This window comes from Kitasatospora sp. NPDC004615 (assembly GCF_042873545.1).
GTDB lineage: Bacteria > Actinomycetota > Actinomycetes > Streptomycetales > Streptomycetaceae > Kitasatospora.
The window spans coordinates 442350-456167 of the sequence record NZ_JBIALQ010000001.1; the positions used below are offsets into that span (position 1 = coordinate 442350).

The 13818-nt window shown below is 74.5% G+C and carries 12 protein-coding genes; 8 read left to right on the top strand and 4 right to left on the bottom strand.

Annotation, left to right across the window (positions count from 1 at the left end; genetic code table 11):
• Positions 1-541 precede the first annotated feature (541 nt).
• Positions 542-3193, bottom strand: coding sequence for a hypothetical protein (locus tag ACFYS8_RS02030; protein WP_387634403.1), 2652 nt, complete (start codon positions 3191-3193; stop codon positions 542-544).
• On the bottom strand, positions 3190-4491 hold the full coding sequence (locus ACFYS8_RS02035) for an SWIM zinc finger family protein (RefSeq protein ID WP_387634406.1): 1302 nt from the start codon (positions 4489-4491) through the stop codon (positions 3190-3192). Before ACFYS8_RS02035 ends, ACFYS8_RS02030 begins: the two co-directional genes overlap by 4 nt.
• Positions 4492-4612: 121 nt before the next feature.
• Here ACFYS8_RS02035 and ACFYS8_RS02040 point away from each other — a divergent pair, with 121 nt between their 5' ends.
• The 6 genes from ACFYS8_RS02040 (at position 4613) to ACFYS8_RS02065 (ending at position 9828) form a co-directional block, all read left to right on the top strand.
• Positions 4613-5533, top strand: coding sequence for an acyl-CoA thioesterase (locus tag ACFYS8_RS02040; RefSeq protein WP_387634409.1), 921 nt, complete (start codon positions 4613-4615; stop codon positions 5531-5533).
• Positions 5534-5623: 90 nt separating this feature from the next.
• Positions 5624-6244 carry a TetR/AcrR family transcriptional regulator gene (locus tag ACFYS8_RS02045; RefSeq protein ID WP_387634411.1) on the top strand — a complete coding sequence of 207 codons (621 nt, stop codon included), beginning with the start codon at positions 5624-5626 and terminating at the stop codon, positions 6242-6244.
• 72 nt (positions 6245-6316) lie between these two features.
• A complete protein-coding gene (locus ACFYS8_RS02050; protein WP_387634413.1) occupies positions 6317-7978 on the top strand; it encodes a BCCT family transporter in 1662 nt (553 codons plus the stop codon).
• Between the two features lie 242 nt (positions 7979-8220).
• Positions 8221-9330, top strand: coding sequence for a hypothetical protein (locus ACFYS8_RS02055; protein ID WP_387634416.1), 1110 nt, complete (start codon positions 8221-8223; stop codon positions 9328-9330).
• Positions 9331-9362: 32 nt separating this feature from the next.
• Complete coding sequence (locus tag ACFYS8_RS02060; RefSeq protein WP_387634423.1) at positions 9363-9539, top strand: hypothetical protein; 177 nt, start codon at positions 9363-9365, stop codon at positions 9537-9539.
• A gap of 76 nt (positions 9540-9615) precedes the next feature.
• Complete coding sequence (locus ACFYS8_RS02065; RefSeq protein ID WP_387634427.1) at positions 9616-9828, top strand: cold-shock protein; 213 nt, start codon at positions 9616-9618, stop codon at positions 9826-9828.
• Between the two features lie 256 nt (positions 9829-10084).
• Here the strand turns inward: ACFYS8_RS02065 and ACFYS8_RS02070 are convergent, their stop codons facing one another.
• Positions 10085-11452, bottom strand: a complete 1368-nt coding sequence (locus ACFYS8_RS02070) for a DUF2398 family protein (RefSeq protein WP_387634430.1) — start codon at positions 11450-11452, stop codon at positions 10085-10087.
• A gap of 88 nt (positions 11453-11540) precedes the next feature.
• On the opposite strand from ACFYS8_RS02070, the gene ACFYS8_RS02075 reads away from it, so the two are divergent.
• Both ACFYS8_RS02075 and ACFYS8_RS02080 read left to right on the top strand, forming a co-directional pair.
• Entirely contained in the window at positions 11541-12416 is an 876-nt protein-coding gene (locus tag ACFYS8_RS02075) for a sterol desaturase family protein (RefSeq protein WP_387634433.1), read from the top strand.
• Positions 12413-13102 carry a lysoplasmalogenase gene (locus ACFYS8_RS02080; protein WP_387634435.1) on the top strand — a complete coding sequence of 230 codons (690 nt, stop codon included), beginning with the start codon at positions 12413-12415 and terminating at the stop codon, positions 13100-13102. Before ACFYS8_RS02075 ends, ACFYS8_RS02080 begins: the two co-directional genes overlap by 4 nt.
• 66 nt (positions 13103-13168) lie before the next feature.
• On the opposite strand, the gene ACFYS8_RS02085 is transcribed toward ACFYS8_RS02080, so the two are convergent.
• Positions 13169-13786: a hypothetical protein gene (locus tag ACFYS8_RS02085; RefSeq protein ID WP_387634438.1), complete on the bottom strand. Its 618-nt coding sequence runs from the start codon at positions 13784-13786 to the stop codon at positions 13169-13171.
• Positions 13787-13818 lie beyond the last annotated feature (32 nt).

Genomic DNA, 13818 nt, shown 5'->3' on the forward strand with positions numbered 1-13818 from the left:
CACCATCACCGGTGACGAGCCCGGCCACCGGGAACCCGGCAACGGGCTCCAGCATGTCGACGACCGGTTCGCGGGGCTACTCCCCTTCGCAGCCGCCCATTGTACAGACGCCCGGCAGGGACCCTCCGCCCGACGAAATCGCCGGCCCCACAGCCGCCGAGCATCACCGACGGCCGCACGGCCCCCGGCGAGGACCTGGCCGGGAGGTCGCTCCCCTCACTCCCCCAGCAGCACCTTCGCCTCCGCAACCAACTTGCTCCGCCCACCACTCGCCCCCACCCGGGCCGCCCCCACGACCACCGCGCACACTCCACCGCCGCCGCCACCAACCCCACCGAGGCCGCAGGCAAGGGCCCCACCGAACGGGTGCCCCCTCACTCCCCCAGCAGCCCGGCCAGCACCTTCGCCTCCGCAACCAGCCTGCTCCCCCCACCACTTGCCCTCACCCGGGCCGCCCCCACGACCACCGCACGCACTCCACCGGCGCCGCCACCAACCCCACCGACGCCGCAGGCAAGAGCCCCACCGAACGGGTGCCCCCTCACTCCCCCAGCAGCCCGGCCAGCACCTTCACCTCCGCAACCAGCTTGCTCCGCCCACCACTTGCCGCCACCCGGGCCACTTCCGCAATGGCCCCGCGCGCCCCGGCCCGTCGGGCGCAGTCCACCGCCGCTGTCAACAGCCCCGCCGCACTGCTCGACGGCCGCCCGTCCAGCAGCGCGGGCAGGACGCCCGCCAGCACCGTCCAGGCGAGCCTCGGCGCGCCCGCGTCGGCCAGTTCGGTGCAGGTCGCGGCGAGCCGGCCCGGCTTGACCGCGCCGAGCCGCAGCAGCTCGCCGGTCTCCCGGCCGAGCGCCTGCGCGTCCAACTCGCCCTGCGCCGCCAGCGACAGCAGGGCATCGACCACAGCGGTGCGGTCCTCGGGGAAACCCGCCCCGAGGCCGTACGCGAGGGCCTGGTGCACGGCGAACCCGGACGGGCCGCCCTGCTCGGCGAGCAGCGGCAGGAGCTGGGGGTAGCCGCGGACGGGCGTCGAACCGGCGGAGTCGGCGAGTTGGCCGATCAGGCGGACGGCGAGTTCCTCGCGGTGGTGCGGCAGGACGGCGAGCCAGCGCCCGTCCGGCATGCTGTGCTCCACCTCGGAGTGCCGGTGGAAGCGTTCGGTGGGGCCGAGCAACGTCCGCACCGCTTTCGGCACCCCGCCCTCCGGCCGCACCCCGGGCGCGCCGGCCCCGGGCACCCCGAGCAGCGCCAACTCCTCCTCGCCGAGGCCGGGTTGGTCGCAGAAACGGCGGTACTCGGCCATCCATACCCCGAGCCGCGCCGTCCCGGCGGGCACGAGTGTGGTGTCCTGCCGCCGCAGCCCACCCACCCGCAGCCAGGCGGCGAGCGCCGCACCCGCCGGGGACGCGAGGCTGTCGTCCGAGGTGCCGTCGGGGACGGTGCGCAGCAGGGCCTGGGCGAGGTCCACCGGCCCGGGTTCGAGACCGAGTTCCTCGTACCGGCGAATCCGCGCCACCAGCTCCCCGGGGTCGAGCGCGCCGTTGCGCCACGTGGGGGTGGCCAGCAGCAGTGGGACGGGGTCACCGGCCAGCCGCCAGGCGATCTCCTCCAGCCGGGCGGCGATCAACTCTCCGACTCCGCCGCGCAGTTCCCAGGTCCGGAACGGGCTGGCGTTCGCGAGCGTCAGTGACCGCCAGGCCCGCTGCTTGGGCAGCGCACCGGTGACGGCACCGGCGAGCACCCCGAGCGACCGCCACTCTCCGTCGGCGAGCACGGGGGCGAGCGCGGCGACGAGCGCCTCCCGGTCCTGCCAGGCGTGCCGGACCAGCCCGTCGAGGACCCGTTCGAACGCGACGCTGTCGCTGTCGGTGGCGGCCAGCGCGGCGGCGAGCTCCTCGGCTACCTCGGCGGGGCTGCCGAGCGGCGCGGGCATCGCGACCGGCCGGGGCGGCTCGGGCAGCCGGTCGTCCTCCGCCTCCTCCACCGACTCGACGTAGATACCGAGCAGTTGGGCGGCGGTCTCGGCGTGCGCGGGGTCCAACAAGTGGACCGCCGCCCGCAGCTCCACCAGCAACCGGCCCCGCACGCCAGTGACATGACGCCCAGTCACTTTCAGTGCCTGGCCCTGGAGTTGCCGATCGGGGTGCCCGTAACACCGGGCCACGGCCCGCAGCGCGAGCTCGGGCGCTCGCGCCGCCACCCGGTCCAGCCAGGCCAGTTGAGCGCGGACGAGCTTCTTCTCCGGCCGGGCCAGCAGCACCTCGGCGGCTTCGGCCACGGTCGCGTCGTCGAGCCGCCCGGCCCGGTCGAGGGCGATCAGGCAGTCCTGCGCGTAGCCGGCGAGCGGCGATGGGCCGTCCAGCAGTGCCGTCAACGCCCGCAGATTCGCCGCGAGTTCCTCCTCGGACGGGGCCAGCGCCCGAACCACCGCGAGGTAGCTCCGCAACTCCCCCACCCCACCGCCGCGCACCAGCCGGGCAAACCCTCGGGCGATCAACTCGCCCCGGTCGATGACCCGTTCATCGGCGAGCCGGGCGAGAACGGCGGGCCAGCGCTGAGCATCCTCCTTGGCGGCCCATGGCCCGGACAGCTGCCCGGCAGTGTCGGCATCGAAGACCAGCGGGGCGAGGACGGCCGTGAAGCTGTCCCACACGAGCCGCCCGTACAGATCGCCCCCGGGCGGCAACTGCCCTTCCCCGTACCGGGGCCGGGGGTCACCGCGGTCGGTCATCCACCCGACAACGAAGCCGGGTTCAGCGGGCGGCGGCGTATCGCTCACCCGCAGCAGATGCTCCGCGACGCGGTAGCCGGTGGACGGCCCCCACCCGTCCCGCCCGGCCGGCCGCCGGGCCAACCGCAGCGCCACCTCCCGCTGCCAGGTGACGTCCTGCCCCTCCAACAGGCCACCCAGCGGCGGCCGGTGCCACCGCTCAACGCCTTCGAAGTCCCCGGACCCGATCCAGTCGGCCGCCCCGGACGGCGCGCTGTGACAGACCGCCCCGGCAACCAGCAGCGCGGTCCACGCCCCGCCACGGGAGTACGTGCTCTCCCGCAACTCGCGCCGCAACGCCTTCAACCCGGCCACCTCGGCCCGCCGCTCCCGCGCCGTCAAGCCGCCGACCAGCCGCGCGACTTCGTCGAACTCGGCCCGGCGTACCGCCCCCATCAGGTCCGTCTCGGGCTGCTTCACTGCGTCTCCTCCGTCATCATCCGCACCGCCAGCACATGGCTGCACGGCCCCCGGTCGCCCCGGTGCCGCGCCCACCACTGGCACGTACAGCCCACCGGGCCGTCCGCGTCGACCCGGACGTGGTGGACGTGGTCGCCGACCGCCACCACCCGCACGTCACCGACCACCGGGCCTACCGCCCCTGCGGCGAGCAGCTCGCGGGCGGCGCGCAGCCGCGGATTGGCGTCCTCCACCCGGCCTGCGGCGTACGGGAGGCGGCGGTGGAAGTGGGCGGCGTCGGCGAGGTCGTAGCCGATCCGGCCGGCGGTGGCGAGGTGGGCCAGGGCGGCGCAGAGGCGCTCCGGCGGCAGCCCGGAGTCCGCGGTGAGGTCGGTCCGGGGCTCGGCGTCGAGCAGCGCGTCGAGCTCGAACGCATCGGCGGCGGACGACGCGGCGAGCAGGTCGAGCAGGGCGCCTTCGCCGGAGAAGCCGCGGGAGGCGTCGGGCGAGAGGGTGAGGGTGATCCGGCCGCCGGGGAGGGCGAGTTCCCAGGCGGAGGCGGTGGGGGCGGTGGGGGTGCCGGGCGGGCCGTAGATCCGCAGGCCGAGCGCGTGCCGCAGCAACGGGCGCAGCGCGGCGAGCCGTTCGGGGCCGGGGAGGCAGACGGTGCCGGGGGCGGGCCGGGAGGTGGCGCGCAGTCCACCGGCGGTGGGCAGGATCCAGCGGACGGTGCTGCGGCCGCCGGTGGGCAGGGTGCGCAGGAAGCGGACGGCTTCGGCGGCGGGCAGTTCGGCGCGCAGGTCGAACCGGGCGGTGAGGACCTGGGTTTCGGCGAAGCCCTTGAGCCAGCGCCGCGGCAGCGGCACCTTCCGTTCGATCAACGTGTCCGCGCCGAGGCCGACTTCGACCTCGTCCGTGCCGACGGCGAGGGTGAGCCGCTCGTCCGGAAGGCGCAGGCGCAGGGCTTCGCGCAGCGGGGCGCCGATGTCGATGTTGGTGGTGCCGTGGCCGGTGCCGGCGCCGTCGAGTCCTTCGGGCAGCAGGTCCAGCCGGGCGTGAACGCCGCCGCAGCCGGAGAAGGACTCGAAGCGCAGCCGGTCGCCGTCGGCGGTGACCACGGGGTCGAGCGAGGCGGCGGCGAGCGGGCGGTGGTAGCGGGCGGCGGCGACATCGGCGACGGCCAGCAGTGCGGCGGCGGCCGGTCCGGGGTGGCGGAGGGCGCCGTCGAAGAACGGGCCGTGCTGGGTGGCGAGGTCCAGGCGGTGCGGGTGCAGCGCGGAGGGCCGCGGGTACCGGAAGGTGTGTACGGCCGTGGTCATGCGTCGAACGCTAACGATCACCGCCGACAATCGGCACAGCCCCAACGCGGCCCCAGCCCAGCCCCGGCGCGGCCCGACGTGACCCGTTCCACACTCAATCCGTACTGCAACGTGTTCTAGCATGTGCCGCGTGACCGCTTCCGCCGCTCTGCCGCCAGTTTCCGTACCCAGCCTGCCTTCCTTCGTCGATCTGCTCGGCATCGAGGAGCTCGACGAGAACCTGTTCCGGGGCCACTGTCACGCGGGTGCGCCGCTGCGGGCGTTCGGCGGGCAGGTGGCGGCGCAGGCGCTGACGGCGGCGGGGCGGACGGTGGAGGCGGCGCGGCGGGTGCACAGCCTGCACGGGTACTTCCTGCGGCCGGGCGATCCGCGGCGGCCGATCGTCTACCAGGTGGACCGGGCCCGGGACGGGAATTCGTACGCGACGCGGCGGGTGACAGCGGTGCAGCGCGGCGAGGCGATCTTCACCATGTCCGCGTCGTTCAAGCGGCCGGAGTCCTCGGGCGACCGTCAGCGCACCATGCCGCCGGTGCCGGGGCCGGAGGAGCTGCCGGACCCGTACCCGGCCTGGCAGCACAACGCGCCCGAGGAGTACGAACGGTCCGCGATCTTCCACGCCCTGCAGATGCGCTTCGTCCCGGCGGACGCCCCGGGCCTGCCGCCCGAACTGCCGGGTGTGCCGCAGCAGTTCGTCTGGCTGAGGACGGCTTCCCGGCTCCCTGCGGACGATCCGCTGCTGCAGGTGTGCGCCCTCACCTACCTGTCCGACCTGACGTTGGCGTCCACCACCGCGCTGCACCTCCAGCCGCACCCGGTGCACCGGGTGACGGAGTCGCGGGTGGCGCTGGCCTCGCTGGACCACGCGATGTGGTTCCACCGTCCGTTCCGCGCCGACGAGTGGCTGCTGTTCGCGCAGCGCAGCCCGTCCGCGGCGGACGGGCGGGGGCTGGCGATGGGCGAGTTCTACGACCGGGACGGGGCGCTGGTGGCGTCGGCCGTCCAGGAGACGCTGCTGCGCGAGCTGCGCGCCAAGTCCCGGTAGCCGCACACCGGGGCCCGATGATCAACCGTCACTGAGCGGTGACCTGTCGCGTCATACCGCGGCGCGGGCCCGCCCCCTATCATGGTTCGGGTGACCAAGGTTGACCTGTCACCTCGTCCGGTGGAGGCGATGTCCCCCCGTCAGCTCGAACGCCGCGGCTCCCTCCTGTCCGCCGCCCTGGCTCTGGTGACCGAGATCGGCGTGGAGCGGCTCCAGATGAAACAGGTGTCGGAGCGTTCGGGAGTGGCCCTCGGCACGGCCTACCGGTACTTCTCGTCCAAGGACCATCTGTTGGCCGCCGCGATGGCGGACTGGCATCGGCTGCTGCTCGCCGACCTGGTGGGCGAGGTGGGGGCGGGGCGCAGTGCCTCGCCGACCGAGCGGACGGTGCGGTTCGTGCGGCGGGGGATGCGGGCGTACCAGCGGCAGCCCGAACTGGCCCGGCTGCGGGTGGCGGTGGCGACGTCCACCGATCCGTTCGCCAGTGAGGCGTTGCAGGGGCTGGCGCGGGCGGACCGGGCGGCGCTGGGGGTGGTGCTGCCGGACGTGCCGTCGCCGTCCGGGGATCTGGTGCGGCACATGGTGGGGCACGCCTGGCAGGGCGAGTTGACGGCCTGGGTGACCGGCCGGACCACCCTGGACGACGCCCGGACCCGGCTGGAGGAGATGGTCCGGCTGGTGCTGGCGCCGTACGAACCACCGCCCGCCTGACGTCCGACCGCCCGTACCGGCTCTCGGCGTGCCGCCCTCAACGGTCGGACGTTTGTGGACATAGTGCCGCGTATGCCCACGCCTTCAGAGCCTTCTCCCGACCGTCAACCCGCGCCCGATGGCCGGTCCGCGCCGCCGGGCACCGACGCCTTCCCGGTGGACGGGGTGGTGTTCGGTGTCGGCGCGGCCGCCGTGCTGGGGGTGGTCGCCTGGGGGGTGTTCGCGCAGGACTCGCTCGGCCGGACGTCGGGGACGGCGCTGTCCTGGGTGCTGCACTCCTTCGGCTGGCTGTTCGTGGTGGCCGCGGACGTGTTCCTGGTGCTGGCGGTGGTGATCGCGGTGAGCCGTTTCGGCCGGATCCCGCTGGGCCGGGACGGCGAGCGGCCGGAGTTCTCGACGCTGGCCTGGGTGGCGATGATGTTCAGCGCCGGCATGGGCATCGGCCTGCTGTTCTACGGCGTCGGCGAGCCGCTCCAGCTGTACGCGCAGCCGCAGCCGGGGTCGGACATCGCGCCGCAGACGCCGGCGGCGGCGCAGCGGGCGCTGGAGTTCTCGCTGTTCCACTGGACGCTGCACCCGTGGGCGATCTACGCGGTGGGCGGCCTGGCGCTGGCGTACACCACGTTCCGCAAGGGGCGGGGCAACCGGATGTCGGAGGCGTTCGTTCCGCTGCTCGGCGAGCGCCGGGCGCACGGCTGGGCGGGCCGGGGGATCGACCTGCTGGCGGTGTTCGCGACGGTGTTCGGTTCGGCGACGAGTCTGGGCCTGGGCGCGATCCAGGTGGCGGGCGGTCTGGGGTACGTGACGGACGTCCGGGCCACCCAGGGGGTGGAGCTGGTCATCATCGCGGCGCTCGGCGGGGCGTTCGTGCTGTCGGCGATGTCGGGCGTGCACCGGGGCGTGAAGTGGCTGTCCACCACCAGCGTGGTGCTGGCGGCGGCGCTGATGGCGTTCGTGTTCCTGGTCGGCCCGACGGTGTTCGTGCTGGACGCGCTGCCGTCGACGGTCGGCGGCTATCTGTCGGACCTGGCGGTGCTGGCTACCCAGACGGGGGCGTTCACCGATGAGGACTGGCTGGGTTCCTGGACGATCTTCTACTGGGCGTGGTGGCTGTCCTGGGCGCCGTTCGTCGGCACGTTCATCGCCCGGATCTCGCGCGGCCGCACGGTGCGCCAGTTCCTGGTCGGGGTGCTGCTGGTGCCGAGCGGGGCGACCACGGTGTGGTTCGTGGTGATGGGCGCCTCGGCGATCCGCCTGCAGTCCACCGGCGCGGCCGACCTGGTGGCGACCATTCCGCGCGGCGCGGACGCCGGGCTGTTCGAGATGCTCAAGGCGCTGCCGCTGGGCTCGGTGACGACCGTGATCGCGGTGCTGCTGGTAATGCTGTACTTCGTCACCTCCGCCGACTCGGCGTCGCTGGTGCTGGGTTCGCTGTCCTCGCACGGCGCCCTGCACCCGCGGACCTGGCTGGTCGTGGTGTGGGGCGCGCTGATGGCGGCGGTCGCGGCGGCGCTGCTGCTGGCGGGCGGGCTGACGGCGCTGCAGAACGCCACGATCCTGGTGGCGTTGCCGTTCGTGGTGGTGATGCTGGCGCTGTGCGTGGCGCTGCTGCGGGAGCTGCGCGCCGACCCGGCCGCCGGGCCCGCGCGGGCGCCCGGCGCGCACGGGCTGCGCGAGGCGGTCGGCACGGCCGTCGGCGACGAATACCCCGAGCGGTCTCGCCCGCAGGAGTGAAACGGCCGCGCCGCCGCGTCCGGTCTGTGCGGCCCGGGCCCCGTGCGGCGTCTGGGCGGGGCGGCAACTCGTCTGCCTTTACCAAGAGTTCGTAATGGTCAAGGCCGCCCCGGGACGGTGGCAGGGTGGGCCGGGTCGGACTCCACGCCGAGCGGCGGCCGGGCGGCCGTCATCCGCCCGCGCCCGCCGGAGCCGGTCCGACAAGCCACGGCCTCCCGCGCCTCCCCGAAAGCCCCGCCCCCATGCGCCCGTTCTGCACCGCCCTCGACCGCGCCCTGCGCCGCCGTCTCGCCGCCGCCACCCTCGCCGCCTGCCTGCTGGGCGCCCTGCTGCCGGACGTGGCGGGCGCGATCCGGCACTGCCGTCCCGGCGGGGTGACGGTGCCGATGCTGATGCTGCTGGCGGCGATGTTCATCGGCGGGTTCGAGACCCGGGCGGCGGACGTCGGCCGGGCGCTGCTGCGGCCGGGGCTGCTGCTGGCCGGGCTGGGGGTGGCACTCGTGCTGCGGGCGGTGGTGCTGCTCGGCGCGGAGCGGGCCGCCGCCGGGTGCTGGCCGGACGTCCGGGAGGCACGCTGGCTGGTGGTCGGGCTGGCGCTGACCGCCGCGATGCCGGTCGCCGGCGCCGCCCAGACCTGGGGGGCCAGGGTCGGCGGGGACGCGTCGCTGGGCCTCGGCCTGGTCCTGTCCACCACGCTCCTCAGCCCGCTCACCACCCCGCTCGGCCTGGCCCTCGCCGAGGGCCCGGAGAGCGGCGGCCCGCGCCGCATCCTCGACACGCTCGCCCACTCCGACGCCACCTGCCGGTTCATGGCGCTGTGGGTGGCGCTGCCCTGCCTGGCCGGGCTGCTCGCCCGCCGCCTGACCCGCCGCCCGCTGCGCGGCCGGCTGCGCGCCGCACTGCTCCCCCGGCTGCGGCTGGCCGGCCTGCTGAACGCACTCGCCCTCACCTACCTGAACGCGGCGGGCGTGGCCCGGGAGATCGAACTGCGGCCCGAGCCCAGGCTGGTCGCGGTCGCCGCCGGGTGCGGCGCGCTGGTCTGCGCGGGGCCGTTCCTGGCGGGCTGGCTGGCCGTCCACCGTTCCCCCACCGCACCGGCCGCCCGCACCACGCTGACCCTCGCCTCCGGCCTGAACAACACCAGCGCGGCGGCCGCCCTGGCCGGTACCCAGTTCGGCGGCCACCCCGCCGTTCTGCTGCCGATCTTCTTCTACGGCGCGGCCCAGCAGGTGCTGGCCTCGTTCCTTCCCGGCCTGCTGCGTACCCCTACCATCATGCGTCCGACCTGCGGCGATGCCGTGATGGAGGTTCCGACGCCAAGATCCCGTCGGGATTTCACCCGCGTTTCGTGACCGCGTAACGCCAAGCTGCCAGGCTCCCTGCCATGAACGCCCGCACTGCCGCGTCCGCCTCGGTTCCGCGCTTCCCCCTGCCCAAGCGCCACCGCCGGATGCTCGCCTGCGCCGCCGTCGCGGCCTCCGTCGCCCTGGGTTCCTTCGGCGTCGCCGCCACCGTGGAAACCGTCCGCCAGGGCCACGCCGTGAGCGCCGCGCAGCGCTGACGCTGGGCCGAACGAGTGGTGGACCCCCCCGGCCGCGTCCGATACTGAGGGCGACCGGCCCGAAGGGAGTCCCGCCATGGAGACCGGCACCGTGCGATGGTTCGACATCCACCACGCCTACGGCTACATCACCCCCGACGGAGGCGGCCCCGAGGTCGCCGTCTACTACGACTCCGTCCTGGCCCCCGACGACAACCGCTTCCTCCACCAGGGCCAACGCGTCGAGTACGACACCACCGTCCAGGAATTCCGCCCGGTCGCCGAACGCGTCCGCCCGCTCACGCCCTGACGCTCCGGCCCTTACCCGCCCGCCGTGCCTCGGCCCGGCCGACCTGACGCAGCGTCACCGGAAGCCCGACCACGACCGCCGCCTCCAGCGCGGCGAGCGCGAGGAACCAGCCGCTCCGGCCGCGAGGCAGCTCCGCTCGTACCTCACCCCACGTGCGGGCTCGTGCACCAGAACCCACCGGAGTCCTACCCGACCGCCTCCGACCACCACGTCCCATATCGATACCCATGGGCGAGCCGCCTGCCGGCCGTGGCCCTCACACCGCCTGCCGGTCGCGGGAGTGGCGGCCGGAGCCGGCGGCGGGCTGGAGTTCGGCGCGGGGGGCGTAGCGGGCGGCGGGGGCGCGGAGCAGCCAGTTGCGGCCGGCGGGGGCGGCGAGGCCCATGCGGTGGAGCAGGTCGAGTGCGTCGCGGCGGAAGGCGGCGAGGTCGGCGAGGTAGCCGGCGTCCCAGCCGGCGCTCATGCCGTAGTCGTCGGTGATGTCGCCGAGGGTGCCGTCGATGAGGGCGTCGGGGATCAGGACGGCGGGCGGGGCGGTTTCGGCGTCGACCGGGCGGAGGTCTTCGACCAGGCGTTCGGCGAGGAGCAGCGCGGCCTGGGCGAGGGTGCCGGTGCCGGGGAGGGCGAGGTCGGTGAGTTCGTCGGCGGGGTCGAACAGGGCGATGCCTTCGGCGCGGATCTCGGCGGTGAGGCCGAGTATGTCGGCGAATCGTTCCGTCTCTGCGGGGCCGGCCTCGCGCAGGTGGGCGCGTTCGGCGGGCGCGAGGTCGTCGAGCAGGACGACGGGGGTTTCGGCGAGCAGCCGCCGGACGGTCAATTCGGGCCCAGCGGGCGGCAGTTCGGGTGCGGTGAGCAGGTCGGCGGCGAGTTCGGCGGGCAGTCGCCACTGGTCGAGCAGCGCCCGCACCGCCCCGGAGGGAGCGATCGGCTGCTCGCCGCGGGCGATCGCGGCCAGCGCGTGGACCAACTCGGCGTGCCCGGCGGGGTCGAGGCCGGGCAGGCCGCGGCCCGGCAGGGCGGCCTTGTGCAGGCGGGCGTGGGCGGGGCCGAGGGTGAGCCGGTAGCCGAGCAGGGTGTGGAAGCGTTCGGCGAGTGTTCCGGCGTGACGGCGGATCAGCGGGAGCGCGGCGCCGTGCGGGCCGTCGGCGGTGACCAGCGGGTGGGCGAGCAGCAGCCGGGCGGCGATGCGCAGTTCGGTGGTGGGGCGTTCGGGTTTGCGGTGCCGGCCGCCGCCGGTGGGGCGGGGGTCGGGCAGTGCGGGGGCTTCGCGCCGGATCCGGCGGTAGCCGAGCGGCCGGAACAGCGGCGAGGTGGCGTGGTGGACGCTCGGGCCGTGCCACCAGCTGGTGCCGGGGGCGGGTTCGGCCTGCTGGGGTGCGCCGCCGAGGTGCCGCGCACCGTGGGCGCCGAAGGTGGCGGAGGCCAGCAGCTCGGCCCCGGCAGGCGTGGCGGCGGCGAACCGTTCGGCCAACTGCCGGGCGGAATCGGCGAGTTCGGTTCCGTTTCGGGCGGATCCCGGGTACGGCTGCGCCGGGGCCGCAGGCCGTTTCGCCCCGCCCGCGCGTCCGATCCCCGTACCGCCGGTGGCCGCGAGGGCGCCGGCGGCTGCTTCAAGCCGCTCCATGTCGCCCCCAAGCCTAGACGCCGTTCGGAACACTACGCGTCGGTAACTACCTCTTCCGCCGCCCGCCACCGTCCCTTATGGTTCCGGCATGCCTGACCTACCCAATGTCGTGCTCTGGTCGATACCGGCCTTTGTGCTGCTCACCGTTCTGGAGATCGTGTCCTACCGGTTCCACCCGGACGAGGACGAGCAGGGGTACGCCGCGAAGGACACCGCGACCAGCCTGTCGATGGGCCTGGGCTCACTGCTGTTCGACGCCGGGTGGAAGATCCCGATCGTGTGGATCTACTCGTTCCTGTACGAGTTGACGCCGCTTCGGGTGCCGGTGCTGTGGTGGACGGTGCCGCTGATGCTGCTCGCCTACGACTTCTTCTACTACTGGTCGCACCGCGGCCACCACGTGATCCGGGTGCTGTGGGCCTGCCACGTGGTGCACCACTCCAGCAAGCACTACAACCTGTCGACGGCGCTGCGCCAGCCCTGGACGTCCGCCACCACCTGGATCTTCTACCTGCCGATGATCCTGGCGGGCGTGCACCCGGCGGCGGTGGCGTTCTGCGGCTCGGTGAACCTGGTGTACCAGTTCTGGATCCACACCGAGCGGATCGGCAAGCTGCCCCGCCCGATCGAGTACGTCTTCAACACCCCGTCGCACCACCGGGTGCACCACGCCTCGCAGGGCGGCTACCTGGACCGCAACTTCGGCGGCATCCTGATCGTCTTCGACCGCTGGTTCGGCTCCTTCGCGGCGGAGGCCGAGCAGCCGGTGTACGGACTGACCAAGAACATCACGACCTACAATCCGTTGAAGGTCGCCACCCACGAGTACGCGGCGATCGCCCGCGACGTGGCCCGTGCCACCACCTGGGGCGACCGGCTGCGCCACCTGGCGAAGGGCCCGGGCTGGCAGCCCGCGCCGCGTCCCGAGTCCCCCGCCGCCCCACCGGAGAGTGCCCCCGCATGAGCCCCGCCCGCGACCCGCGTACCACGCGGGCCCTGCTGATCGCCTTCGCCGTCGTCTCGGTGGCGCACCTGACGGCGATCGCCGTTCACGTGCCCGTCCTGCGGTACTCCACCAAGCCGCTGCTGATGCCGCTGCTGGCCGCCTGGGTGTGGGCGTCGGCGCGGCCCGGCACGCCGAAGCTGCTGATTCCGGCGCTGCTGTTCGGCGCGGGCGGCGACATCCTGCTGCAGGTCGGCGGCACCGCCGGGTTCCTGGCCGGCATGGGCTCGTTCGCGGCCGGCCACGCCTGCTACGTGACGATGTTCGTGAAGCTCGGCGCGCTCGCCGACCGCCGCCGCACCGCGATCACCGCGGCCTGCTACGCGGTGGCCTGGGCGACGCTGATCACCATGCTGCTGCCCGACCTGGACGCCGGCATGCGGATCCCGATGGCCTGCTACAGCCTGCTGCTGGCCTCCACCGCGGTGATGTCCTCCCGGATCGACTGGCGGGCGGGCGTCGGCGGCGCGCTGTTCCTGCTGTCCGACACGCTGATCGCCACCGACATCGCCGGCTGGAAGCACCTGCCCGCGCACGGCTTCCTGATCATGCTCACCTACCTCGTCGGCCAGTACCTGCTGACCATCGGCACCCTGGAGCGCACCGACGCCGCTCCCGCCCCGAAGACCGTCCCCGCGACGGCCTGAGCAACCCGAGAGGGCGGCTTCCACCTCGCCGGTGGAAGCCGCCCTCTCGCCGTACCCGGGGCCCGCTCAGAGCTCCCGGCCGGTGGCCGTACCGCGCCGGCGCAGCAGCCAGAACCCGGTCACCCCGGCGGCCACCAGCCCGGCCCCGGCCACCAGCCGCCCGGCGTCCATGCCGACCGAGCCGCCCACGCCGGTCTCCACCCCGCCGTGCGGGAGCTGCGAACCCTCCCACTCGCCACCGGTGCCGGTCTCGCCGCCGGTGCTGCTGCCGCTCCCGCCGGCCGAGGCGACGGCGATGGCGACCGCGCCGACGAAGCTGTCCCCATTCGGGCACTTGCCGTCGATGCCCCAGGACGAGTCGTTGGCGGTGGTCCGCTTGGCGGCGGCGCCGGCCATCTCCTGCTCGGAGATGACGGTCGCGGTGCCCGAGTACTTGCCGTCCGGGCCGACGCTGAGCGTGGTCGAGCCGCCGGCGAAGGCCAGCGAGGACGCGGTGACGGACTTCGTCGAACTGCTGGCGCAGCTCACGCTGACCGACACGGACTGCCCTGGCTGCGCCTGCGCCGGGCTGACCCAGGCAGGTTGGCTGCCCTTGGCGGACGCGGGGGCGGGGACGACGGTGGCCAGGCCGAACAGGGCGGTGGTGCCGAGCAGGGCGGCGGCGGCGGTGCGCATCGGGCGCATGCCGTACCTCCAGGGGGGATCGGTGCGGGGGC

What these genes read in the sequence shown, in the direction of transcription:
- ACFYS8_RS02035 (WP_387634406.1), bottom strand. Translation starts at nt 4,491, where the DNA reads ATGACCACGGCCGTACACACCTTCCGGTACCCGCGGCCCTCCGCGCTG.
- ACFYS8_RS02040 (WP_387634409.1), top strand. Translation starts at nt 4,613, where the DNA reads ATGTGCCGCGTGACCGCTTCCGCCGCTCTGCCGCCAGTTTCCGTACCC.
- ACFYS8_RS02050 (WP_387634413.1), top strand. Translation starts at nt 6,317, where the DNA reads ATGCCCACGCCTTCAGAGCCTTCTCCCGACCGTCAACCCGCGCCCGAT.
- ACFYS8_RS02055 (WP_387634416.1), top strand. Translation starts at nt 8,221, where the DNA reads ATGCGCCCGTTCTGCACCGCCCTCGACCGCGCCCTGCGCCGCCGTCTC.
- ACFYS8_RS02060 (WP_387634423.1), top strand. Translation starts at nt 9,363, where the DNA reads ATGAACGCCCGCACTGCCGCGTCCGCCTCGGTTCCGCGCTTCCCCCTG.
- ACFYS8_RS02065 (WP_387634427.1), top strand. Translation starts at nt 9,616, where the DNA reads ATGGAGACCGGCACCGTGCGATGGTTCGACATCCACCACGCCTACGGC.
- ACFYS8_RS02070 (WP_387634430.1), bottom strand. Translation starts at nt 11,452, where the DNA reads ATGGAGCGGCTTGAAGCAGCCGCCGGCGCCCTCGCGGCCACCGGCGGT.
- ACFYS8_RS02075 (WP_387634433.1), top strand. Translation starts at nt 11,541, where the DNA reads ATGCCTGACCTACCCAATGTCGTGCTCTGGTCGATACCGGCCTTTGTG.
- ACFYS8_RS02080 (WP_387634435.1), top strand. Translation starts at nt 12,413, where the DNA reads ATGAGCCCCGCCCGCGACCCGCGTACCACGCGGGCCCTGCTGATCGCC.
- ACFYS8_RS02085 (WP_387634438.1), bottom strand. Translation starts at nt 13,786, where the DNA reads ATGCGCCCGATGCGCACCGCCGCCGCCGCCCTGCTCGGCACCACCGCC.